This window comes from Clostridium sp. AF34-13 (assembly GCF_003477845.1).
GTDB lineage: Bacteria > Bacillota > Clostridia > Lachnospirales > Lachnospiraceae > Butyribacter > Butyribacter intestini.
In genome coordinates this window covers 74,803-99,601 of record NZ_QUEB01000005.1, presented here as the reverse complement: position 1 = coordinate 99,601, position 24,799 = coordinate 74,803, and the positions used below count along the sequence as shown (strand labels likewise).

The window sequence follows — 24,799 nt, the reverse complement described above, 5'->3', positions numbered from 1 at the left end:
TGTGGAGTTAAGAGATTTTTTATGGGAAATGAACCATATTTTATAGGTGAGTCATGCATAAATAAATTGAAAGGAATTAATAGAACTAAAGAGTTGTTTGGTTCTGTTCCTGAAGAGTATGAAAATCAAAGTTCTAATCCTGTTTTATTAACACCAAAATATATAATTGATAAAAAAACATACGAGTTTTTGAAAGGTAAATATGATAAAATGGAGTTTATACCAGTATTTTTTCATGATAAATAATTAGGATTATTTTCTAATGTTAATAAAATGAGTTGAAAAATTATAAATGAAAATGTTTATAAAGTGAAAAATATTTTGTAGGTTTTAAAGGAGTAAAAATAATGAGTACAAAAATAGGTAAAGATAAAAAGGTTCTTGTTCTTGATTTGGATGGTACGCTTACCAATTCGCAGAAGGAGATTACGGACAGAACATTGGATGCTATTATGAAAATGCAGGAGCAGGGGCACAAGATTGTGATTGCGACGGGCAGACCTACGCCGGGGGCGGAACCTGTTGCGAAGAAACTTAAACTTGATAAGTTTGGTGGTTTTATCGCAGCGTTTAACGGCGGTCAGATTACTGACTGTGGTACGGGTGAGGTTATTTATCAGCAGACACTTCCGGAGGATATAGTTCCCAAACTTTTTAAACTGGCTGAGGAGCTTAATATCGGACTTGTTTCATATGACAGGACAGGGATAATCGCTGCGGACAGACCTGACAAGTATATCGACCTTGAAGCGAGGATAAATCATCTGCCGGTTTCATATAAAAAGAATATTATAGAATATATTGATTTTCCTCTCAATAAGTGTCTTGGAACAGCAGAGCCGGAGGTTGCTCCTGAAAAAGAGCAGGCTTTTAAGGAAAGATTTGGTGACAGGATAAATGTGTCACGCTCAGAGCCGTTTTTTATTGAGATTACACCGAAGGGCATTGATAAGGCGGCTTCTTTAGAACATCTCTGTGAGATAATCGGAAGTTCAAGGGAAAATATGATAGCCTGTGGTGACGGCTTTAATGATATTTCTATGATAAAGTATGCGGGTGTCGGTGTTGCTATGGCAAATGCACAGGAGGAAGTAAAGGCGGTAGCAGATTATATAACGGCTTCCAATGATGAGGATGGTGTCGCACAGGTTATATATGAGATGATATTGAAGGAAAATGATTGATTTAAGTGGATAAGTTAAGTTGTTATGCTGCTTTTGAATATGTTTTAAAATAAGAAAAACTAAAATGATTTTAAGTGAATATCTTTCATCGATAAAATGAAAAAAATTGAATGAAAGGTATTTACTTTTTTTTTATTGCGTATATAATGGTACTTGCACTTGAGAAAAAAACATTATTAAGATGAATTTGATTCATCTTAATGCAATAGTGATTTGGTAACTTTTTAACTGAGATACATGTTATTTATGTATCTGAAAGATATTATATGAGGAGAAATAATCATGAATAACGGAATTGAAATCAGATGGCATGGTCGTGGCGGTCAGGGAGCAAAGACAGCAGCTTTACTTCTTGCAGATGTAGCATTTAAGACAGGACAGTATGTTCAGGGATTTCCTGAGTATGGTCCGGAGCGTATGGGTGCACCTATTACGGCTTACAATAGAATTAGTGAAGACAAGATCCGTATTCATTCTAATATATACACACCTGATTATGTGGTTGTTGTAGATGAGACACTCCTTGACTCAGTTGATGTTACGGCAGGTCTTAAGAAAGACGGTGCTATCATTATCAACACACCAAAGTCAAGAGACGAGATTAAGGATAAGCTCAATGGCTATGAGGGAAAGGTTTACACTGTAGATGCAAGACACATCTCAGTAAAGACACTTGGAAAGAATTTCCCTAACTCACCGATGCTCGCAGCAGTAGTTGCAGTAAGTAATGTAATGCCGAGAGATACATTTATCAGAGAAATGAGAGCTTCATACCAGCACAAATTTGCAAAGAAGCCTGAGGTCATTGACGGAAATATGGAAGCTCTTGAGATGACATTTGATACACTTGCAGAAGATATCGACAAAGATATGAGCATGACTGCATAGCATGACTGCATAGCATGACTGCATAGCATTATTGCATAGATAAAAGTACATAATAAATAGCTGACAAGAAATAAATGCCAAAAATAAGTTGTCCTAAGTGTATGAAAATACACAATGTGCTCTGCATCAGGAATGCAGGGCACAAATTTTTCCTGATATGAAAAAATGTAAATATCACAAACTTAAAAAAGGCAGATTTATTTCATTAAAATATATTTAAAATTAAAAATGATATGAGGGACAGGTTTACAGTTCCCTTTAATCATAAATAGCTATAGGTAATTGCGATACTCTCAGTAATGTATATGTTGCACAAATTTTTGCAATATAATTTTAGTTTCAAAATCATGCAATCACCTGATAAACAAATAAATTGATTGGAGAAAAAAATGAGAACCGATATTACAAAAATAAATGAACAAACTCCTGTCGGTGAGCTTACAGAGGGGCTTATGGTATTTGCCGGAGGAACTTCAAAGCTTTTTAATACAGGAGAGTGGAGAACAAATACACCGGTATTTAAAGCAGATTTATGCAAACAGTGTTTACTCTGTGCACCTGTCTGTCCGGATGTGAGTATTCCGGTTGTTGACGGAAAGAGACTTGATTTTGATTATGACCATTGCAAGGGCTGTGGAATATGTGCAAAAGTCTGTCCATTTGGGGCGATTGAGATGAAGGAGGGCGTAGAATAATGGCTATTAAAGAACGTATGTCAGGAAACGAGGCAGTATCATATGCTATCCGTCAGGTAAATCCGGATGTTATGCCGGCATTTCCTATAACACCTTCAACAGAAATACCGCAGATGGTATCTACATATATTGCAAACGGTGAGATGGATACAGAGTTTATCCCGGTAGAGAGTGAACATTCATCAATGAGTGCTGCAATCGGAGCAGAGGCAGCAGGAGCAAGAAGTCTTACTGCAACATCATCGGCAGGACTTGCACTTATGTGGGAGGAACTTCTTCTTGCAGCATCAAACAGACTTCCGCTTGCACTCACACTTGTAAACCGTACACTTTCAGGTCCTATAAATATTAACTGCGACCATTCAGACGGTATGGGTGCGAGAGATACAGGATGGATTCAGATATATGCAGAGAACAATCAGGAGGCATATGACAATTTCATTCAGGCATATCCTATCGCAGAGGATAAGAGGGTGCATCTTCCTATTATGATATGTCAGGACGGATTTATCACAAGCCATGCTGTTGAAAATATTGAGCTTATGGAGGATGAGCTTGTAAAAGATTTCGTCGGTGAATATGAGCCTGAAGAGTATCTTTTAAATCCGGGTAAGCCTATAGCAGTAGGTCCTTATTCAGTGACAAATTATGCTATGGAAGCAAAGAAAAATCAGGAGACAGCATTAGAAAACGCAAAAGAAGTTATACTTGAAGTGGCAAAGAAATTTAAAGAGATTTCAGGCAGGGAGTATGGACTTTTTGAAGAATATAAGACAGAAGATGCCGATTATATCATGCTTATTATGGGTTCGGCAGCAGGAACGGCAAAAGAGGCAGTTGATAATCTTCGTGAGCAGGGAAAGAAAGTCGGAGTATTAAAACTCAGAGTATTCCGTCCGTTCCCGGCAGAGGAGATAGCAAAAGCACTCAAAGACTGTAAGGCAGTCGCAATTATGGACCGTTGTGAAAGTTACAATGGAAACGGCGGACCTCTTGGAAGTGAAGTTACAGCAGGACTTTACAGAAGTAAAGTTATGATAGAAGCCGTAAATTATATTTATGGTCTTGCAGGCAGGGATTTCACGGTAAATGAAGTATATGATATATTTGCTGAGCTTGAAGAAGCAGTAGAGAACGGAAAGAAAGTAGAGCAGTATCAGTATATCGGATTACGCAAATAATAGGAGGCCATAATGAGCGATTACAGTTTAAAAACAATGATGAATAAACCAGAGCGTCTTGCACCGGGACACCGTATGTGTGCAGGCTGTGGTGCGACGATAGCAGTTCGTGCCGTGCTTCGAGGACTTCATGAGGGAGATAGGGCAGTTATAGGAAATGCAACAGGTTGTCTGGAGGTATCTTCATTCATGTACCCATATACGGCATGGGAGGACAGTTATATACACAACGCATTTGAAAATGCAGGAGCAACACTCAGTGGTGTTGAAACGGCATACAAGGCACTCAAAAAGAGAGGGAAACTTCCAAAGGACGAAACATTCAAATTTATCACATTTGGTGGTGACGGTGGAACATATGATATAGGATTTCAGTCACTCTCAGGAGCAATGGAGAGAGGACATGACATGGTATATGTGTGTTACGACAACGGTGCATACATGAACACAGGTATTCAGCGTTCATCAGCAACACCAATGTATGCAGATACGACAACAACACCTGTAGGAACACAGTCTAATGGTAAGATGCAGAACCGCAAAGACCTTGCAAGCATCATTGCAGACCATGATGTACCATATGTTGCACAGACAACACTTTTACAGGATTTTAAAGACATTCACAGAAAATCAGAAAAAGCAATCTACACAGAGGGAGCAAGTTTCTTAAACATCATGACACCATGTCCAAGAGGATGGAGATATGATGCATCAGAGATAATGAAAATATGCAAACTTGCCGTAGAAACCTGCTATTGGCCGCTCTTTGAGGTAGACCATGGAAAATGGATACTCTCATATGAGCCAAAGAAGAAACTTCCTATCGAAGACTTCTTAAGAGAGCAGGGAAGATTTAAACATCTTTTCAAAAAAGGAAACGAGGACCTGATAGCCCAGTTCCAGGCAGAAGTAGACAGAAGATGGGAAGACCTTCAGTATAAATGTGCGAGATAGTATGAAAAACATAAGTAATGCAAGGCTGAACTGTTACAAACATAAAAGCAGGTTTTTGTACTATGGTTGCATTTTAATATAAAGTATGTTAAGGCGTTAAATTAAATATATAAATTATGACAGGAGTATGTTGAAATGATGACATACTCCTGTTTGCTATTTATTATATGTAATGTTAAAATGGGGGTATGTTTAGTGAGTTTATATAATGTCTAAAAGCCGTTAAATAGGAATTAATGTCTGATAGAAATTAATTACCTTTGGGTGATGGGGGACTCTTCAATCAGGTGATTGTGATGGAACTGGAAGCAGATTGTGCATAGCACAAACTTTATATGAGCAAGTAGCAAAGTGTATGACGAATGTCATTGACTTATTGATTTATGGAGGATTGATAAATTATGGGAAGAAAAATTAAATTGCCGGTGGGGATTGAGGATTTTAAGGAAATACGACAGGAAGAATTTTACTATATTGATAAGACAAAATTGTTGGAGCAGCTTCTTGAAAAGTGGGGAAAGGTAAATCTTTTTACCAGACCAAGGCGATTTGGGAAAACTTTAAATATGAGTATGCTGCGTTATTTTTTTGAAATCGGAACAGATGAATCACTGTTTGATGGATTATATATTAAAAACAATAAAAAAATCTGTGAGGAATATATGGGAAAATTTCCGGTTATATTTATCTCACTTAAAAATGTTGAGGGGCTTGACTTTGAGACAGCATTATACAGATTTGTTGAGATTATTGGCAGAGAAGCCGAAAGATTTTATTTTTTATTGCATAGTGAAAAATTAACGGTAAATGAAAAAGAGAGATATAAGACACTTATCCGTTTAGATAATGGCAGATATTCAATGGATGTAAATATTCTTGCGTCAGCATTGAGATTATTATCTGAACTCCTTTATAAACATTATGGCAAAAAGACAATAATAATTATAGATGAATATGATGTTCCTTTAGATAAAGCATTTCAGAATGGCTACTACAGAGAAATGGTATCACTTATACGAGCAATGTTTGGGGACGCACTTAAAACCAATGATTTTTTACAGTTTGCCGTTTTGACAGGGTGTCTCCGCGTTTCAAAAGAAAGTATTTTTACAGGATTAAATAATTTTAAAGTGCTTTCAATCGCAGATACACGCTTTGACGAGCAGTTTGGGTTTACGGATGAAGAAGTGCAAACACTTTTGGAGTCATACGGTCTTTTGGAGCATATTTCAGAGACAAAAGAATGGTATGATGGTTATCACTTTGGTGATGCTGATGTTTACTGCCCGTGGGATATTATAAATCATGTAGACAGACTGTGCGGTGAACCGGATGCAAAGCCGCAGTCATACTGGATAAATACAAGCGGAAACGGACTTGTCAAACGCTTTATCGGCAAGGCAAATAAGACTACAAGGGATGAAATCGAGCGGCTGGTTTCAGGTGAGACAATCGAGAAGCAGGTCAGTCTTGAACTGACATATGATGAAATCGATACTACTATCGACAATCTTTGGAGTGTATTATTTACAACGGGGTATCTGACTCAGACTGGTATGACTGAAAGTGGTGCGTATAAGCTTGTTATTCCGAATAAAGAGGTCAGGGAGGTTTATAAACTTCAGATACAAGAATGGTTTAAGAGAACAGTAATGAGCAACACAGAACAGTTAAAAAACTTTTGGAAAGCATTTGACGGGGGAGACACAAAGGCGGTTGAGAATTATCTGAACAGGACACTAAGCAATTCGATAAGTGTTTTCGACACAAAGGCAAGGGACGAGGAAAAAGAAAGTTCTTATCATACGATTTTGGTTGGACTTTTGGTAGGAAATGCAGACTGGCTCGTAAAATCAAATGTTGAAGCAGGAGACGGTTTCGCCGACATAATAGTTGAGACAGAAGACTTTGACGCAGGTATCATTATTGAACTTAAATATTCAAAGACATTTTCGGGAATGGATAAAGCCTGTGAAAAAGCAATTACCCAGATTAAAGAAAAAAGATATGATGAATATCTGAAAAACGATGACAGACATGATATTATGATTTATGGAATTGCCTTTTGTAAGAAAAAGTGCAAGGTGATTGCACATAAAATTTAAAACTATCAAACAGGCGGCAGAGCGTATGGAAAATATCAGTTTGATTAAGAAATATACAACCAAAATTTATCAAAATGCAGATTGTGAATATCAGCTTGATTAAGAGATATACAAATAAAATTTATTAAAAAAGAGAGGAAAAACAAATGAATAAAAAACAGTACAAGTTAATAGCATTATCACTTGCGATGACTATGGCAGTGAGCAGTATTTCATATGCGGCAAATGCGGACAGAAAGGTATCAGCAGCAGCAAAAACTGACAATGAGGTTTTGACTGTGGCAAAGAAAGATATTATAAGAAAGAACGAGACAAAGGTTTCATCGGGTCCCGTCATCGAGGAGCCTGAAATCCCTGCAAAGAGCAAGATAAGTTTTACAAGACTGGGCAGTAAAAAAGTAAAGATAAGCTGGAGCAGGTCGACCGGTGCAGAAAAGTATATTTTATATAAAAAGACAAATAACAATGGGTATAAAATAGTCGCAAAAACAACCAAATTAAAATTTACGGATAAAAAGGTTGTGGCAGGAAAAAGATATAAGTATTATGTTAAGTCAGCAAGGACATACGATGGAAAGACATATGCAAGTAATTCAAATGCTAAAAGTTTCAGGATTGCAAATTTTGTGAACACAAAACATCAGAAGTACAGTTACAGTGAGATGTGCGGTGATATAAAGTCATTTAAAAATACTTATTCTGATTATGTCAGTGTAAAAGTTGTGGGAAAATCAAATGATAAAAGAAATATATATGATGTTGTCATAGGAAACAAGAAAGCCAAAAAGACATTGCTTGTTATTGGAAATATTCATGCAAGGGAATATATGACGGCACAGCTTTGTATGGCACAGATAGAAAGTTACCTTAAAAATTACAATGGAAGTGTCAAGGGAGTAAAAGTAAAAAGTGTTTTAAATAAGATGGCGGTACATTATATTCCGATGGCAAATCCTGACGGTACAACAATTTCTCAGTTTGGAATTTCAAAGATAAGAGACAAAAAGCTTCGTAAGGCTCTGTATAAAATGTCTGGTGCATCACATACGGCAACATGGAAAGCAAATGCCAGAGGAGTTGACCTTAACAGAAATTCAAATTCGCATTTTAAGGCAAATCATGGTGGAAAGCGTGGAAGTGAGGGATTTTCAGGACCATCGGCAGCAAGTGAGCCGGAAACAAAGGCAATCGCAGGATTGTTAAAACAGTTAAAAAATAACAAGACATTAAAAGGTGTCGTAAATTATCATGCTATGGGCTCTATAGTATTTGGAAGCGGCGGAAGCGGAAAAGTTAAAAAAGAAACACAGAAAATGTACCGGTTTGCAAGAAAGATAACAGGATATGCAAGCGGGGACAGTTATGGTTCTTCAAGCGGTCCTAGTGTCGGAAGTATGCGTGATTATGTGATGGAAAAGATTAAATCACCGTGTATAACACTTGAGATAGGTGTAGCAGGCTGTCCGTTGCCGATTTCGCAATTTTCTTCGATATGGAGAAAAAATGAGAGTCTTGTATTGAGAGAGGCAAAGCTTCTGTTGTAGGAGTGTTTGTAAATATAATCAAAAACAGTCAGGAGCATACCAGCCGTGAAAATCGGCGGTATGCTCCTAGTGTACTGACCTGTTGATATTTTGCCAAATAACTTGTATAAATTTCCATCTGCTTCGTTGTCACCAATCGCCGTAGCTTGCTACGGCTCATTCTTCCGTCTTGCAGACTGAAAATTTATCCTAAGTTATTTAACTAAAAGTCATCAGGTCAGTACACTAGGTTTTTAAAACAATAGAAAAATCCTTTATTTTCCAAATCTTATTTTAGCGTAAGCCTCGATCTCCTCGACACATTTCTCAAAACCGAGTTTTGAACTGTCAAGACAGAGGTCATAATATCTCGCATCCGTCCAGTGATGTCCCGTGTGATAGTGATAAAAGTCCGAACGGTATTTGTCAGTGCGTTCAATAAATTTTTTAGTTTCTTTTTCGCTGAAACTGTTACGCTCCATAGCCCTTGCAAGACAGAAATCATCATCAGCATGAACAAAAACACTGAGTACATCAGGATTGTCTCTTAATATGTAATTTGCACATCTTCCGACAATGATGCAGGATTCTTTTTCGGCAAGTTCTTTGATTGTCTTAGCCTGATAATTAAAAAGATTGTCATCGGAGACAAAGCCCTTATCCTCAGGTGGAAGAAGTTCGCCCGTGTAAGGGCGGCTTAAAGTCTTGAACCAGCCTGCATGACGGATTTTTTCATCGGACATACCGAAAAGCCTTTCATTAATGCCACTGTCCTCAGAAGCCATCTTCAAAATTTCACGGCTGTAGCAGTTGATACCAAGTTTCTGGGCAAGCATGGCAGCGATAGTTTTACCGCCGCTGCCGTACTGGCGAGAAACCGTAATAACCATATTTCCCATAGTGATACCTCCTTTTGTTTCGCAAATATATATTTTGATTAAAGATAAAAAGTAGTGGGGTGTAGAAGAATGCATAAAGGCATTTTTTAATGCCTGTGCATTCTTCTAATGATAAGCTCCTATGGAGCTTATCTATTTATTCTCCCAGATAAGCTTTCTTTATCGAGTCATCTTCAAGTAATTCACTTGCTTTGCCGCTTGTTACGATTTTTCCTGTTTCAAGTACATATGCCCTGTCTGCGATTGAGAGAGCTTTTTTTGCGTTCTGTTCTACAAGAAGAACAGTTGTACCGGATTTGCTTATAGACTCGATAATATCAAATATCTCATTTACAAGGATTGGTGAAAGTCCCATTGACGGCTCATCCATAAGGATGATTGATGGTTTTGACATGAGTGCGCGTCCCATGGCGAGCATCTGCTGTTCACCACCGCTCAATGTTCCTGCCGACTGGTTCTTTCTCTCGGCAAGTCTTGGAAATCTTTCATATATGCTTTCAAGGTCTTTGTTTAAGTTTTCTTTGTCTTTTCTAGTGTATGCTCCTAATTTAAGGTTTTCATATACGCTTAAGTCTGCAAAAACGCGTCGCCCCTCAGGGACATGAGCCATTCCCATTGATACTATTTTATGTGCAGGTATCTTTGTTATGTCTTTTCCCTCAAACATAACACTTCCTTTTTTAGGAGAGAGAAGTCCTGTTATCGTGTGTAGGGTAGTAGTCTTACCTGCACCGTTGGCACCGATAAGAGCGATAACCTCACCTTTATTCACTTCAAAAGAGATACCTTTAATCGCCTGTATCATTCCATAATAAACTTCCAAATCTTTAACTTCAAGCATTGCCATAATTTATCCCTCATTTCTAAAATTAAAAAGATGCTGCAATCCAAACTCAACAACATAGTGGTTTACACAAGAAACTCCTATGGAGAATGTCTCCTATGGAGTTTCTCTATTTATTCACCCAGATAAGCTTTAATAACCTGCGGGTTATTTAACACATCTGATGTGTCGCCCTGTGCAAGCACCTCGCCGAAGTTAAGTACGGTAAGCTGTTCACAGATGCCGCTTACGAGTTTCATATCGTGTTCAATAAGAAGAATAGTCATATGGAAATGGTCTCTTACGAATTTTATCATATCCATAAGTTCTTCTGTTTCATTTGGATTCATGCCGGCAGCCGGTTCATCGAGCAGAAGCAGTTTTGGGTTTGTGGCAAGTGCTCTTGCAATCTCAAGTTTTCTCTGCTGTCCGTAAGGGAGATTTTGAGCCTGGACATTTGCATCATCCTTAAGTCCGAACACTTCAAGCAGTTCCATTGCAGTATCATTCATTTCCTTTTCGACTTTGTGATAGCGTGGAAGACGAAGTATGCTGTCAAGCGTTGAATAATGGTGGTTGTTGTGAAGTCCTGTTTTAACATTGTCAAGCACGGTAAGCTGTGAAAAAAGTCTTATATTCTGGAATGTTCTTGCTATTCCGGATTTGTTTATCTCTATTGTGGATTTTCCCGTAAGGTCATTACCGTCTAAGATTATCTTTCCGCTGTCGGGTTTGTAAACACCTGTCAAGAGGTTGAATATAGTTGTTTTTCCTGCACCGTTAGGTCCGATAAGTCCGTAAAGCTGCTCTTTGCCAATATTTATGCTGAAGTTGTTTACGGCACGGAGACCACCAAAAGAAATACCAAGATTTTGAACATCTAATAAAGTTTCCATACTATGCCGCCTCCTTTTTATTCTTTTTAAATGAAAGGTGTTTTTCGCGCCATTCGATAGCTTTTGGTGCCCAGTTAAAGAGCATCATGACTATAAGCACGATAGCATATATGAGCATACGGTAGTCTGACATTCCACGCAAAAGCTCAGGAAGAAGTGTAAGCACGACAGCGGCTATGATAGAGCCTCTGATATTTCCGATACCGCCGAGAACTACGAATACAAGGATGTTTATTGACATATTGTAACCGAAGTTGTTTGTGTTGGCTGTGAGGTTTGAGAGGTTGTGTGCGTAAAGAACACCTGCTGCACCTGCCATTGCTGCTGATATTGTAAATGTCATAAGTTTGTATTTGGTAATATTGATACCGATAGACTCAGCGGCAATTCTGTTGTCTCTTATTGCCATAATCGCACGACCGTCTCTTGAATGAATGAGGTTTAATACTATAAATAATGTTACGAGAATAAGTATAAAACCGATAAAGAAAGTCGAGTCATTAGGTGTACCGGTTATTCCCTGAGGTCCATTTAATATAATCTTTCCATCAGGTTCCATATTTAAACTTACGGCATCTTTTGTTGAAAAATGAAATCCTTTTGAATCCTTTCCTATAAAAAGGACATTTACAAGGTTTTTGATTATCTCACCAAACGCAAGTGTAACGATGGCAAGGTAATCACCGTTTAATCGCAATACCGGAATACCAATGATGATTCCAAAGATTGCTGCCGTGATTATTCCAATGAGAAGTGCAAGAAGAAATCTCACAGTCGAATTTGTAATAGTGTCCTGCATAGCTTTTGAAAAGAATGAACTTGTAAATGCACCGACACACATAAAACCTGCATGACCAAGGCTTAATTCGCCGAGAATACCTACAACGAGATTAAGGGAAATGGCGAGTATTATATAAGTACAAAGAGGAACCATGAGTCCCTGAAAGAGAGAGGAAATCTCTCCTGCATTTATAAGAATCTGCATTATGACAAAAGCAGCTATAACTATACCATAAGTGATAATATCATTTAATTTTTGTTTAGATAATTTCTTTGACATAATATATCTGCCTCCTATACTTTTTCCTGAATTTTTTTGCCTAAGAGTCCTGTCGGTTTGACGAGAAGGACAATGATAAGTACGGCAAAAACAATCGCATCTGCCATTTGTGATGAAATGTAGGCTTTACCAAATATCTCAATAATACCTAAGAGGATACCGCCTATAAATGCACCGGGGATTGAACCTATACCACCGAATACGGCAGCGACAAAGGCTTTGATACCAGGCATTGCACCGGTGTAAGGTGTAAGACTTGGATAAGCTGAGCATAAAAGCACACCGGCGATTGCGGCAAGTCCTGAACCGATTGCAAATGTGAGTGCAATAGTTCCGTTTACATTGATACCCATAAGGAGTGCTGCTCCACGGTCCTCAGACACGGCACGCATAGCCTGTCCCGGTTTTGTTTTCTGAACGAAAAGCATAAGCAGAACCATTATCACTATGCATACTAAGATAGTAATGATTGTCTCACCGGAAAGATTGAGTTTGCCTCCGGCAAGTGAAAGTCCTTCCCATTTTATAACTGATGGGAAAGTTTGTGCATTTGCTCCAAAAAGCAAAAGTGCGATATTCTGGAGTAAATAGCTGACACCTATTGCAGTGATAAGAACTGCTAGTGAAGAAGATGCATTTCTTAGTGGTTTATAAGCAATTCTTTCAATAACAATACCAAGAACCGTGCAGGCTACAATCGAAATTATAAGTGCCGGAAATGCCGGTATTCCTGCGTTTGTCATAGAAAGAAGAGATATGTAAGCACCGATCATGATTACATCTCCATGTGCAAAGTTAAGCATTTTTGCTATGCCATATACCATTGTATAACCAAGGGCAATGATTGCATAAACGCTTCCAAGACTTAATCCGTTAAATAAATACGATATAAAGCTCATGGTTTACCTCCTGTTTCTTTAAAAGTAAAGTCTGTATGAGAATTGTTTAAAACTCATACAGACTTATATATTACCATATAACTACTTTAAAATCTACAAAATCATCATATAATGCAAAGAAATTAAGTAACAGTTCAGCTTTCTATTTATTACATTCGTAAACCTACCAGCAAACTGTCAGTCGCTGCTTTGCACCGGAAATTATGGTATTATCCGTTATGTTTTACTCAGCTATATCATATGCACCATTTTTAACAACTACAACAGTTGGCTCTTTTGTTGGTTCACCGTCTGCAGACCATTTGATGCTCTTTGCTGTAAGACAGCTAAGCTCGATTTCTGTCATGGATTTCTTTAATGCATCTGACATATCAGAAATGCTCATATCAGGTGTGATCTTTGCTTTCTCGGCAGCCGCTTTTATAGTGTAGATGCAGTCATAAGCATCGGCAGCAAACTGAATAGGTGTATCTTTAAATGCCTTTTTGTAAGCCTTTACAAAAGTCTGTGTCTTATCGTCTTTTGAATCAGGTGTAAATGGTGTGAGGAACATAAGGTCTTCTGCAAGACTCTTGTCAAATCCGTCAAGTGCAAGGATTCCGTCCATACCGTCACATCCGAAATACTTAGGTGTGAAGTTTGCTTTCTTTGCCTGTGCGAGGATAAGTGATGCCTCCTGATAATATATAGGAAGAAATACCATTTCTGCACCGGCACTCTTAGCTTTCTGAATCTGTACTGAGAAATCTGTCTTGCTGTCAGCAGTAAATGCTTCGGCAGCTACGATATTAAGTCCTTTTGGCTTTGCCTCTGCAGCAAATTTCTGGTAGATACCTGATGAGTAAGGATCAGAACTGTTGTAGATTACTGCAATTTTTGAAGCAAGTTTGTGGTCTGCGATATAATCAGCAGAAGCAATACCCTGGTTAGGATCTGAGAAACACATACGGAATGCGTTGTCATACTGGATTGACTCCACTGCTGTTGCTGATGGTGTGAGCTGGAACATATTGTCATTGTGTGTCTGCTCAACAACTGCTGTACAAGGGTTTGATGTAACAGTTCCGACAAGCATCTGCATACCCCAGTCTTTTAAGCTGTTGTAAGCGTTTACAGATTTCTCTGTGTCATTCTGGTCATCCTGAAATTTATATTCAATCTTTTTGCCGTTGATGCCTCCGGCAGCGTTTATCTCGTCTACTGCAAGCTGAATACCATTCTGCACGGCTTTTCCGTAGATGGCTGCGTCACCTGTTGTGGGTCCGATGCCGCCAATCTTAAAAGTGTCAGTTTTTTTACTTCCTTCGTCTTTCTTGCCGCCGCAGGCACACATAGAAAATGCCATGGCTGATACAAGTACAAGGCTTAATGCCTTTTTCCATAATCTCATAATGATTCCTCCATTCATTCTTTCTTTTACTAAAGTATAGTAGTTTTTTAGAACTGATTTGTCAATAGAAAAAAGTAACAAAAGTTGAAGGAAATTAAAGCTATAATTGACAAATTTTCACCTATATATATATCAGGTGTTAAACTTTACTCAATTTGCGAAGTTTCTTTTTAAATTTCTTTCAATTTGCGAAGTACTTTTTTAAACTGGACTGAGAAAATTATTACGGTAAATGATACTGCAATAAAATCAGCAATCGGTTCAGCCATATATACTCCGTTCGTTTTATTTGACACAAAATTTGGAACTATGTAGATAAGCGGCAGAAGAAGTACAAATTTTCTCACAACTGCGACTATAACCGAGCATATTGCATTGCCTATTGCCACAAATGTCATCTGGCACGCTATCTGTATTCCAAACATAAATAACATTCCGCAATAGATTTTAAGTGCATCAGCCGTAAATGTCACGAGTGATTTATCTGAACTGAATATGCCTGCAAATACACTTGGAAACATTTGTATCAATGCCCAGAAAATAACAGAATAGCTGAGTGATACAGTGATTAGGATTTTGAATGTCTTTTTGACACGGTCTGTGTTTTTTGCACCGTAATTGTAGCTGGTGACAGGCTGTGCTCCCTGACCGATACCCTGTAATGGAAGCATAGCGAACTGCATAACGCTTGTAAGTATTGTCATTGCTCCCACGGCAACATCACCGCCGTATTTTAAGAGTGATGAGTTGAAGCAGACTGAGATAACACTCTCGCTTGCCTGCATGACAAATGTTGAAACACCGAGAGCCATACATGGCAGGATAACATCAGCCGAAGGCATAAGGTATTTTTTCTTTATTTTCAAAAAAGTTTTTCTGCCTGTCAAAAATGAGATTACCCATATACAGGAAACACCCTGCGAAATGATGGTAGCAATGGCAGCACCTTTTACACCAAGACCAAGCACAAAAATAAATATCGGGTCGAGTATGATATTGCATACGGCTCCGATAACTACGGTAAGCATTCCAGTTTTTGAAAAGCCCTGTGCCGTTACGAAAGAGTTCATTCCGAGAGTAAGCTGCACAAAGATAGTTCCTAAAGCATAGATGTTCATATAGCTTGTTGCAAAATCTATTGTGTTGTCACTGGCACCAAATGCCATAAGGAAAAATTTGTTGCCAAAGAGAAGAACAATAGTAAGAATGATCGAAATGATTATCTGTGTCGTAAAACAGTTGCCGAGAGTTTTTTCGGCTGAGTCATTTTCGCCTTTGCCCATAAAGATTGAAGCTCTCGGAGCACCGCCGAAACCGATAAGGGCGGCGAAAGCTGATATTATCATAATGATAGGCATACAGACACCAAGTCCTGTAAGAGCAAGACTTCCGGTCTTTGGAATATGACCGATATAAATTCTGTCTACAATATTGTAGAGCATATTGACAATCTGTGATATTACGGATGGAACTGCCAGTTTTAAGAGAAGTTTTCCGACTGGTTCAGTACCTAAAAATTCTTTGTTTTCATTCATAAGGAGCCTCCATTCTTTAGTAATGAACTCTCAAAATTCTTCGTTCGTAAGATAACGGGAGTACATTGTTATTAACATAGAACACACATGGCAAAAGCCATGTGTGTTCTGTAAAAAAGATTATATCATTTTGAAGGCTGTGATGCAAGGAGTGAGGAGAGTGTGCTAAAATTCAAGTCAAAGTGAAAAACGATTCATTATTTCTTTAATAGCCAAAGCATTTTCTTCGTTTTTGCGGACAATATCTGTAAGGTCTTCCGTGATTTTTTTAGTCTGTTCCACTTTTTTAATAACATCTTCAGTGTGCATTGTAATACCGTCAGGATTATTCTGTACATTGTCAATCTGTGATTTGATATCTGAAACGGCTTTAACAAATTCGTTTGAGCAATCGTGCATTTCATGGATAATATTCTTTATCTGTCCTATTGATGTGTTGTATTCATTTGTTGCCTCAAGGAAGTCTTTAAATTGTGATTTTATATCTTCTTCCATGAAGTTTATAATGTTGTCAAAACAGTCTTGTACCATACATATATGCTCTTTTGTTTCATTACATATATTCTGGATGGATGTGGCTGTCTGGCGTGAACTTTCTGCAAGATTACCTATTTCGTTTGCCACAATACTGAAACCGCGTCCGGCTTCACCGGCACGTGCAGCTTCAATGGAGGCATTTAAGGCAAGTAAGTTTGTCTGGCTTGTGATATCAAGAATCTGTTTTGCCATATCGTCAATCTGTGTAAGTGATTGCAAATTGACGATAGCTTCCTGAATCGCATGATTGTTTTCGTCAATCTTTATATTTGCTGTTTCAAGAGAGGCGTTTGTTATGTCTCGCATCTGGCTGATTTTTTCTATAAGCTCGCTACTCTGTGCATCACCAAGCTGTATTTTTGTTTCTACTTGTGATACAACATCTGAAATATCATTGATACCATCATCAACCTGTGAAACAGTATCATTTATCTGGTCAGTATGTCCGGCAAATTGTTCGGTTGCATTGGCATTGTCATCAACACACTGTATAAGAATATCGGAAGAGTCTGACATCTTTACCGCTGAATCTGTAAGTGAATCTGAGCATGAACCGAGTTTTTGTATAATGTCCTCAAATGAATCACTCAGAGAGTTAAGTGCCGTGCTTATCTGACCTACTTCACTGTTTGTATTGATATATTTTCGCAATTTATCGTGCTTTTTAATCTTGAGTTCTTTTAATTCCAGTAATGCGTCTGTTACATAAGTAAGAGGTTTTGTATGCATATGTATAAAGAACCATGATAAAGAAGATATCATTATGCACGATATAATGCAGAATAATGCAAGTGTGCGCATTGTCTTATAGACATCTGAATATAAACTGCTTTCTTTTGCTTTTGATATAACAGCCCAGTCATGTTCTTTATCATACTGGTAAGACATTACATAGGATGTATTGTTTGAATTTTTGTATGTAAATGCATCATTAGTATTTTTTTTTCTTTTTTCTATGTCATTGATAACATTTAAAATACCTTTGTCTGTTGCTTCTTTTGTGATAAGAGAGGTATCCTCGTCATTAAAAATATACATTTTTGATGAGACATTTAGCATCGAATATTGTATAGATTTTTTGTCATTTTTTTTTGTTTCATTTAAAAGACTTTCGAGCTTTTCCATATATGGACCACCGCCGACATAGCCTACAATAGTGCTTCCGTCTGTGTCATAGACAGGACAGTACATAGAAAGTATAAGCTTCTGTGATGCAGGGGAAACGATAATACCTGCGTTGTAAAGTCCGTTATTTTCTTTCATGGCATTTTGAAGAGCCTTTAAGGAATCACCTTTTCGCGTAGTCATACCGACAACTTTTGGATTTGAGTGGGTAACTACATGAGTATTCCATTCGCCTGAGTAGATACCTTCCCAGTTGTCAAGTCCTTTAAAATAATTTTCAGTAAATTGCTGTGCTTTAAGCTGTTTGTCTTTGTTATTAAGGTCTTTTAGATAATCAATTATCATGGGACTTATACTGAATTTTTTTAAAAGGTCTTCCTGATGGGAAACATATTCGCTTATAAGTGTAGTCTGTGAATTGAGTGAAGTTTTCATGCTGTCCTGAGCACTTTTTTTCATTAATTTTGTCATTCCTGTCTGTGTGAATATATATAATATTGTTATACATATTATAGTCAGAACGGTTATTGCACTTGTCAATGCAGTTTTCATTTTTAAATTTTTAAACATAAGATACTCCTCCTTTTGTACGAAATCTTTATGTAAATATACACCACTTTACAACTTTTTTCAAAAAAAGAAATCATACAGGGCTTTCTGGTGTATAATGAATTTGAACTATAACATTAAGAAAGAAAGTGACCCTGTACGACAAAACTATTATACAACAAAAACATACTAATTGGTAGACTAAATCAATATTTTTTTATTTACTCAAACTTCGTACTTGAATAAGTGCCCATATACCTTGAAAATTCAATAATAACTGGCATAAAAATAGCATGAAACCGTCTGGTTTTAATATAATTGAGTTGCTAGAAACAATCACACTTCCGGAGGCTCATGCTATGAATAAAAGTATAACACAAGATGCTTATAACTTTCGTATTTCCAACGATGCTCAATTGAATTTCACTTATATTGATATCGGTAACAATAACCATTATATAGAATTTGAAGGAAAATGGTATCTTATTACTACTCATGAGAGAATACCAGATTTTTTATATAATGACTAAGACTTTTCATGCCAATAAATTGTGTTAAAATATAGAAACAAAAATAAAGTAAATTAAAATGCGGGATGCATTTTGTCTTAACAGCCAAGATGTATCCCGCGTTTTTTTGCTCGGTCTATTTTTTCCTGATATGAACCTCTGGGATAGCCAGATTGTCATAGTTTACGGAAGATTGTTCATTTTCATTTTCTGTCATTTCCTCGTGTGTTTTGTGTGTATGAACTTCCGGAATTGCTACATTGTCAAAAGTTAGAGCATAATCGTGTTGTTCTTCATCATGTTTTTCCTTTTTTTTATTTTTCCAATGAAACATAAAAAATCCCTCCATTTAAAAATTATTATAGTATATTGATGAAAAATGTAATAACAAGACTGTTGATAAAATCCGCAAATAAACTTCCGATAAGCGGAATTATAAGGTAAGCTTTCACGGACGGGACATAGCGGTCACAGATAGCCTGCATATTTGCCATGGCATTTGGTGTTGCACCCATACCAAATCCGCATGTTCCGGCAGAAAGCACGGCTGCATCATAATCTCTTCCCATAACATTGAATATGACAAAGTATGTGAATACGCATATGAGAAGCGTTTGTGCTGCGAGCAGGATAACAAGCGGCAGGGCGAGAGTGGCAAGTTCCCAGAGTTTTAATGTTATCATTGCCATTCCGAGAAAGAGTGAAAGACATATACCACCGAGGTCGTTTATCTCACCCATATGAATTGTTCCTTTACCTGAATATTCGGTAATATTACGCATAAGTGCAGCGGCGAGCATTGCACCTATATAGATAGGAAATGTAAGACCGGTCTTTGTGAGAAAATACGAGAATATCGTACCGAGTCCTATTGCAAGTATAAGCTGAAATACTGCGGCTGCATACATATTTGTGTGACGCTGGTGCTTTTCTTCATCTTCGACCAGAAGGCTGTCATCCTCAGTCGGAACATTGTCCATAAGTTTTCTTTTCTCAATAAGACGCTTTCCGATAGGACCACCCACAAGACTTCCTGTTATAAGCCCAAAAGTAGCGGCTGCCGTACAGATAGTCGTTGCTCCATGTATGTTGAAATCCTCAAGAACCGGACCAAATGCACCGGCAGTACCGTGACCGCCGACCATAGGTATCGAACCGGTACACATACCTATAAGAGGGTTTAAATTAAGCAGTTTTGAGAGTCCTATGGCAAGCAGGTTCTGGGAAAATATCAGCGTGATGACAAGACCAAGAAAGACTATCAAGGATCTTCCACCACTTTTTAAAACTTTCAGATTTGCCTGAAATCCTACTGATGTAAAGAAAAATACCATGCAGACTTCTCTGAGCGTATCATCAAAGGAAAATTCGATAATTCCCGTGGTATAGCATATACAAGTAAAGATAGCAAATAGCAATCCGCCGATAACAGGTGCCGGAATACAGAATTTTTCCAAAAAGTTTATTTTTTTTCTTAAATAATTTCCAAGTAAAAGTACCAGAACGGCTGCTGCGAGAGTCTGATACATATCTAATTGAATTTTCATAAAGTTCCTCGTTTCTAAGCAGGTTATTATAATGATATATAAAAACAATTTATCCCCGCTCATAAGTAAATAGCTTATGATTTATTATCATTATTTATTTTGTCTTAACAGTAATGTCTTTTTCTTTGTAATATGCGGCTGCACCCGGATGGAAAGGAATATCAATGCCAGAAACAGCAGTCTTTTCATCAGTTATAAGCTCAAGTGAGGTTGCATATTGCAAATCTTTGCTGTGTTTGAAAAATGTTTCGGTAAACTGTTTTACTGCATTTTCAGAAAGATTATCAGATGCAAGCAATACTGATTTAACACCTATTGTATTTACGCTTTCAGTCTGACCCGCATATGTGTTTGCAGGAATTTCATATTTGCAATAATAAGGATAAGCAGTAATAAGTTTTTTAATACACTTATCATCAATATTTAAAATCTTTATGCGACATTCTTTTGTAAGCTCGGATATAACTGTTGTCTGAACACCGGCCGTACAGAAAAAAGCATCAATCCTGCCGTTTGCAAGCTGTTTTGCGGCATCCGTATAATCAAGGTTTGCCATTTCAACAAGTTTTGAATTTAGACCGCTTAATTCAAGTATCTGCTTTGCATTGATCTCAGTACCGGATTCTTCAGCACCTATGCAGATTTTTTTACCCTGAAGGTCATCAATCGTTTTTATGTCAGAATTTGCTTTTACAACTATTTGGCAGGCCTCGGTGTAAAGAGCGGCTACCGCCTTGTAACCGTTGCAGACATTGCCATTAAAATATCCTGTGCCGTCATAGGCATCTTTTATAAGGTCAGCCTGTGCGATACCGAGGTCTATATATTTGTCGGATAAAAGTCTTAAATTTGCCGCAGATCCGGCAGTGTTTTTAACTTCAAATTTGTAATCGGAAGTGTCTTTTGATACGGCACCCGAAAAACTGCTCGCAAAAGCATAGTACATACCGCCTATATCGGCAGCACCAAACCTTATATTGTCTGACTTTCTGCCGCATGCCGATAGAAGCACCAGCGAGAGACAGAGCAGGAGACATATCTTTTTCTTCATATCTAAATCGTCCTTTCATATAGTATTCAAAAAATCCATTAAGCATTTTACAATAAACTTTAAGAAAAAACAAATAAAAAGGTAACAGTTCAGCCCCTCATTTATTACATTCGTAAACCTGCCAGCAAGCTATCAGTCGCTGCTATGCAGCTTGTGTTTACTTCATTTCATAAATGAAAGGCTATTCAGCCCCAAAAAACAAGTCAATAATACATTGAGCAAGCTCATATATTATTGACTTATCTTTTTTGGGGCTGAACTGTTACATAAAAAGGAATTTAAAGGGAAATAATATGGTGTACTCTAGAAAATCTTTGTTTTGAGAAGATAACGGGAGCACATAATATAAAATAAAGAAGGTAAACAAATGTATTATAAGATAAAAGAGGATGGTATATTTAAAATCGACCTCGGCACATTCTGGGACAGTGGGGAATGTGTCGGTGTATTTAAGATGACTGAGTGGGACAATGAAAAAATATTGTGGGAAAAGTGTGGAATATGGCATACTGTTGATGAAATTCATTTTTGCAAGATGGAGAGCCACAGGGATTTTTTGTATGGAACTTTTCAGATGCCTGCAAAAGAATATGGAAAAAAGGATGAACTTTTTGCAATATATATATTGAAAGACAGGGTAATAATATTAAGTGATGATGATTCGATTGATAAAAATATAATAAGAATATCCGGGCGTGCCATAGCAAAAGATTATTCACTGGAAAGATTTATATATGATTTTTTTATGTCATTTATAGAAGATGAGCTGCTTTTTTTGCAGAAAATAGAGCATAAAATAACCGGGATAGAAGAGCAGGTAATGAAAGAACAGTCCGACAAATTTAATATAGGTCTTTTGAAATTGAAAAAGATAATAGCGAGGTTTTATCATTATTATACACAGCTCGCAGAAGCGGGGGATGAACTTGCGGGCAATGAAGAAGAATTTTTCACGGAAGAAACGGTGGAACTTTTTAAGATGTATTCGGAAAAAATGACAAGACTAGCACAGGAAACGCAGATATTAAGGGAATATGCGATGCAGGTGCAGGATGTTTATCAGTCGGAGATAGAGATACATCAGAATGATGTAATGAAGATGCTTACGATAGTAACGACTATCTTTCTTCCGCTGACACTGATAGCAGGCTGGTACGGAATGAACTTTTCATATATGCCTGAGTTAAAGATGAAATACGCTTATCCAACCGTGATAGGTATAAGTGTGCTGATAGTTGTGGTGAGTCTTGTGATTTTTAAAAGAAAGAAATACTGGTAGTGTGTCATAAACGAAGTCGAATGTAATTGACTGAGCTGAAAGCGAGGGGGCTTCTTGACTTACAGTTAAGAAGAGAGTTGTAATATGACTTGATAAACAAAGTGAGTTCACAAAAAGTTCACAAAAATTATTAGCACTCGATATTGACGAGTGCTAATAAAAGTAGTATAACATAATCAGCAACAGAGAAACAAACAATATTAAAATAAATAAGGTTTTAGTTACCAACGGCATCACAGATGCAGACGGTAACAGATTTTTGGAAGGAGAGATTGATTATGTTAATGCCTAGTATTTTTGCAAATGATTTAATGGATGGATTTTTTGATGCACCTGAAAGAAATTACAAAAAGAATTATTATAACAGCGGATTGATGAAAACAGATATAAAAGAAAGCAAAGATGGTTTTGAAGTCATCATGGATCTGCCGGGATTTAAGAAAGACGAGATAAAAGCTGAATTAAAAGACGGATATATGACAATCACTGCCGCATCAGATAAAGACAATAAAGTAGAAGATGAAAACAGCAGATATATATGCAGAGAGAGAGTATATTCAAATTGCAGCAGAACATTCTATGTAGGCAAAGAACTTACACAGGAAGATATAAAAGCAAAATTTGAAAACGGTGTGCTTACATTAAATGTACCAAAGAAAGAAGCATTACCGCAGAAAGAAGAAGACAAATATATCTCAATTTTGTAATAGATATAAGATTGGATAATATATTCAGGATTGTCAAAAAGAGGTTCTGAATGTATATCTTAATATATCTTCGTATTTTAAAATTGTACTATCATATATTAGATAAAGGTGATGGAAGGAGCGGTAAAGAATCGCTCCTTTTAAAATTGAAACAGGTTATTGCGAAACTGCTTATATGCACAAGTAACATAACATATAAGCAGTTTGGCAATTACCGGAAAATGAGAAAGGAGGAGTTTCTTATGGCTGCAAAGCAGGATTATTATAAGGTTCTTGGAATAGACAAAAATGCTGATGATAAGACGATAAAAAAAGCATATCGTAAGCTGGCAAAGAAATATCATCCTGATATGAATCCGGGAAATGCGGCGGCTGAACAGAAGTTTAAGGAAGTCACAGAGGCATACAATGTACTTAGTGATGCTGAAAAAAAGAAACTTTATGATCAGTTTGGTCACGCTGCATTTGAAGAGGGATTTTCACCGGGAGGCGGTCAGTCTTATAACGCAGACGGAATGCATAGAGAGTATCATTTTACGGGAGATGCATCGGATATATTTGGTGACATATTTGGCGATTTGTTTAATGACGGTCACTTTGGAGGCAGTGGAAGTTTTGGTGGTCATGGCAGCTTTCGTGAAAGGGGAGATTTTGGAGGATATGACGGATTTTCAGGAGCACATTTTTACAGTACAGGAGGTCAGGAATCGGGATTTGGTTATGATATGAGAGGCGATGATGCAGAGGCAGACATAGAAGTAACATTTGATGAGGCTGTATTTGGATGTGATAAGGTGATTACTTTGCATAATGGCAGTACAGGAAATGAGCAGTCGCTAAAAGTTCATATACCGGCTGGAATTGACGACGGAAACAGTATAAGACTTAAAGGGAAAGGTCATCCGGGTATAGGAAAAGCAGAGGACGGAGACTTATTCCTCAGAGTTAAAGTAGGTAAAAAAGCGGGTTATGAGAGAAAAGGGCAGGATATATATACAAAAGTAAATGTGCCTTACACAACGGCAGTTCTTGGTGGAAATGTGCGTGTTCACACTCTTTATGGTGATGTAGAGTGTAAGATAAAAGAGGGAACACAGTACGGCACGAAGATACGCCTTAAGGGAAAAGGTGTTGTATCTAAAAAGGATGGAAAGACCTATGGTGACCAGTATGTCACGGTAGGAATAGAAGTGCCAAAACACATAAGCAGGAGTGCACGGGATAAACTTATGGAATACCGCAATTTATGTAAAAATACTGCATAATATGTGAAGATTTTGGTTAAAATACACATAAGGAATAGCATTAGAATTAGAAAAATAATGTTTTATTGGCTTAGAGAAAGCAATACATATCTGAAAAAAAGGATTGTATTGCTTTTTTATTGAATAGGAAAATGCTTGTAAAGTAGTGTGATGCCATTTTTTTGATGGTTTATAAATGGCAAATGTTCACTCTGTAAA

The 24,799-nt window shown here is 37.4% G+C and carries 23 protein-coding genes; 12 read left to right on the top strand and 11 right to left on the bottom strand.

Annotation, left to right across the window (positions count from 1 at the left end; translation table 11 throughout):
- Positions 1-21 precede the first annotated feature (21 nt).
- The 8 genes from DWZ63_RS05820 to DWZ63_RS05785 all read left to right on the top strand — a co-directional run bounded on the left by DWZ63_RS05820 (position 22) and on the right by DWZ63_RS05785 (position 8,551).
- A complete protein-coding gene (locus DWZ63_RS05820) occupies positions 22-246 on the top strand; it encodes a hypothetical protein (protein ID WP_118499106.1) in 225 nt (74 codons plus the stop codon).
- Between the two features lie 101 nt (positions 247-347).
- On the top strand, positions 348-1,184 hold the full coding sequence (locus tag DWZ63_RS05815; protein WP_055944825.1) for a Cof-type HAD-IIB family hydrolase: 837 nt from the start codon (positions 348-350) through the stop codon (positions 1,182-1,184).
- 282 nt (positions 1,185-1,466) lie between these two features.
- Positions 1,467-2,072: a 2-oxoacid:acceptor oxidoreductase family protein gene (locus DWZ63_RS05810; RefSeq protein ID WP_022015523.1), complete on the top strand. Its 606-nt coding sequence runs from the start codon at positions 1,467-1,469 to the stop codon at positions 2,070-2,072.
- A gap of 389 nt (positions 2,073-2,461) precedes the next feature.
- Positions 2,462-2,767: a 4Fe-4S binding protein gene (locus tag DWZ63_RS05805; RefSeq protein WP_055944819.1), complete on the top strand. Its 306-nt coding sequence runs from the start codon at positions 2,462-2,464 to the stop codon at positions 2,765-2,767.
- The gene (porA, locus tag DWZ63_RS05800; RefSeq protein ID WP_022015521.1) at positions 2,767-3,948 is read left to right on the top strand and encodes a pyruvate ferredoxin oxidoreductase subunit alpha; all 1,182 of its coding nucleotides are present in this window, start codon (positions 2,767-2,769) and stop codon (positions 3,946-3,948) included. The genes DWZ63_RS05805 and porA overlap by 1 nt, the downstream gene beginning before the upstream one ends.
- Before the next feature lie 12 nt (positions 3,949-3,960).
- Positions 3,961-4,902, top strand: coding sequence for a thiamine pyrophosphate-dependent enzyme (locus tag DWZ63_RS05795; protein WP_022015520.1), 942 nt, complete (start codon positions 3,961-3,963; stop codon positions 4,900-4,902).
- Between the two features lie 401 nt (positions 4,903-5,303).
- Entirely contained in the window at positions 5,304-7,007 is a 1,704-nt protein-coding gene (locus DWZ63_RS05790) for an AAA family ATPase (protein WP_118499104.1), read from the top strand.
- A 146-nt stretch (positions 7,008-7,153) separates the two neighbouring features.
- Positions 7,154-8,551, top strand: coding sequence for a M14 family zinc carboxypeptidase (locus DWZ63_RS05785; protein WP_118499102.1), 1,398 nt, complete (start codon positions 7,154-7,156; stop codon positions 8,549-8,551).
- A 254-nt stretch (positions 8,552-8,805) separates the two neighbouring features.
- Here DWZ63_RS05785 and DWZ63_RS05780 read toward each other — a convergent pair whose 3' ends face one another.
- From DWZ63_RS05780 to DWZ63_RS05745, 8 genes are all read right to left on the bottom strand, one after another.
- Positions 8,806-9,429, bottom strand: coding sequence for a cytidylate kinase-like family protein (locus DWZ63_RS05780; protein ID WP_118499100.1), 624 nt, complete (start codon positions 9,427-9,429; stop codon positions 8,806-8,808).
- Positions 9,430-9,565: 136 nt separating this feature from the next.
- Complete coding sequence (locus DWZ63_RS05775; RefSeq protein WP_118499098.1) at positions 9,566-10,276, bottom strand: ABC transporter ATP-binding protein; 711 nt, start codon at positions 10,274-10,276, stop codon at positions 9,566-9,568.
- Between the two features lie 110 nt (positions 10,277-10,386).
- Positions 10,387-11,148 (bottom strand): ABC transporter ATP-binding protein, encoded by a 762-nt coding sequence (locus tag DWZ63_RS05770; RefSeq protein WP_118499097.1) that lies wholly within the window; start codon positions 11,146-11,148, stop codon positions 10,387-10,389.
- Between the two features lies 1 nt (position 11,149).
- Positions 11,150-12,208, bottom strand: a complete 1,059-nt coding sequence (locus tag DWZ63_RS05765) for a branched-chain amino acid ABC transporter permease (RefSeq protein ID WP_022015513.1) — start codon at positions 12,206-12,208, stop codon at positions 11,150-11,152.
- A 14-nt stretch (positions 12,209-12,222) separates the two neighbouring features.
- A complete protein-coding gene (locus DWZ63_RS05760; protein WP_022015512.1) occupies positions 12,223-13,107 on the bottom strand; it encodes a branched-chain amino acid ABC transporter permease in 885 nt (294 codons plus the stop codon).
- 223 nt (positions 13,108-13,330) lie between these two features.
- Positions 13,331-14,497: an ABC transporter substrate-binding protein gene (locus tag DWZ63_RS05755; RefSeq protein WP_118499095.1), complete on the bottom strand. Its 1,167-nt coding sequence runs from the start codon at positions 14,495-14,497 to the stop codon at positions 13,331-13,333.
- A gap of 170 nt (positions 14,498-14,667) precedes the next feature.
- Positions 14,668-16,032: an MATE family efflux transporter gene (locus DWZ63_RS05750; protein ID WP_118499093.1), complete on the bottom strand. Its 1,365-nt coding sequence runs from the start codon at positions 16,030-16,032 to the stop codon at positions 14,668-14,670.
- 177 nt (positions 16,033-16,209) lie between these two features.
- The gene (locus DWZ63_RS05745; protein ID WP_118499092.1) at positions 16,210-18,264 is read right to left on the bottom strand and encodes a methyl-accepting chemotaxis protein; all 2,055 of its coding nucleotides are present in this window, start codon (positions 18,262-18,264) and stop codon (positions 16,210-16,212) included.
- A 338-nt stretch (positions 18,265-18,602) separates the two neighbouring features.
- Here DWZ63_RS05745 and DWZ63_RS05740 point away from each other — a divergent pair, with 338 nt between their 5' ends.
- Positions 18,603-18,773, top strand: a complete 171-nt coding sequence (locus DWZ63_RS05740; protein WP_156335818.1) for a hypothetical protein — start codon at positions 18,603-18,605, stop codon at positions 18,771-18,773.
- 115 nt (positions 18,774-18,888) lie between these two features.
- Here DWZ63_RS05740 and DWZ63_RS05735 read toward each other — a convergent pair whose 3' ends face one another.
- The 3 genes from DWZ63_RS05735 to DWZ63_RS05725 form a co-directional block, all read right to left on the bottom strand.
- The gene (locus tag DWZ63_RS05735) at positions 18,889-19,086 is read right to left on the bottom strand and encodes a hypothetical protein (protein ID WP_055944796.1); all 198 of its coding nucleotides are present in this window, start codon (positions 19,084-19,086) and stop codon (positions 18,889-18,891) included.
- Between the two features lie 25 nt (positions 19,087-19,111).
- On the bottom strand, positions 19,112-20,299 hold the full coding sequence (gene gltS, locus DWZ63_RS05730; protein WP_055944794.1) for a sodium/glutamate symporter: 1,188 nt from the start codon (positions 20,297-20,299) through the stop codon (positions 19,112-19,114).
- A 94-nt stretch (positions 20,300-20,393) separates the two neighbouring features.
- Positions 20,394-21,350, bottom strand: a complete 957-nt coding sequence (locus DWZ63_RS05725) for a TAXI family TRAP transporter solute-binding subunit (RefSeq protein WP_022014270.1) — start codon at positions 21,348-21,350, stop codon at positions 20,394-20,396.
- A 367-nt stretch (positions 21,351-21,717) separates the two neighbouring features.
- Between DWZ63_RS05725 and DWZ63_RS05720 the strand changes: the two genes are divergently transcribed.
- The 3 genes from DWZ63_RS05720 (at position 21,718) to DWZ63_RS05710 (ending at position 24,601) form a co-directional block, all read left to right on the top strand.
- Entirely contained in the window at positions 21,718-22,629 is a 912-nt protein-coding gene (locus DWZ63_RS05720; RefSeq protein WP_118499089.1) for a CorA family divalent cation transporter, read from the top strand.
- A 278-nt stretch (positions 22,630-22,907) separates the two neighbouring features.
- Positions 22,908-23,336, top strand: a complete 429-nt coding sequence (locus tag DWZ63_RS05715; RefSeq protein ID WP_022014268.1) for an Hsp20/alpha crystallin family protein — start codon at positions 22,908-22,910, stop codon at positions 23,334-23,336.
- A gap of 242 nt (positions 23,337-23,578) precedes the next feature.
- Positions 23,579-24,601, top strand: a complete 1,023-nt coding sequence (locus tag DWZ63_RS05710) for a DnaJ C-terminal domain-containing protein (RefSeq protein ID WP_055945640.1) — start codon at positions 23,579-23,581, stop codon at positions 24,599-24,601.
- Positions 24,602-24,799 lie beyond the last annotated feature (198 nt).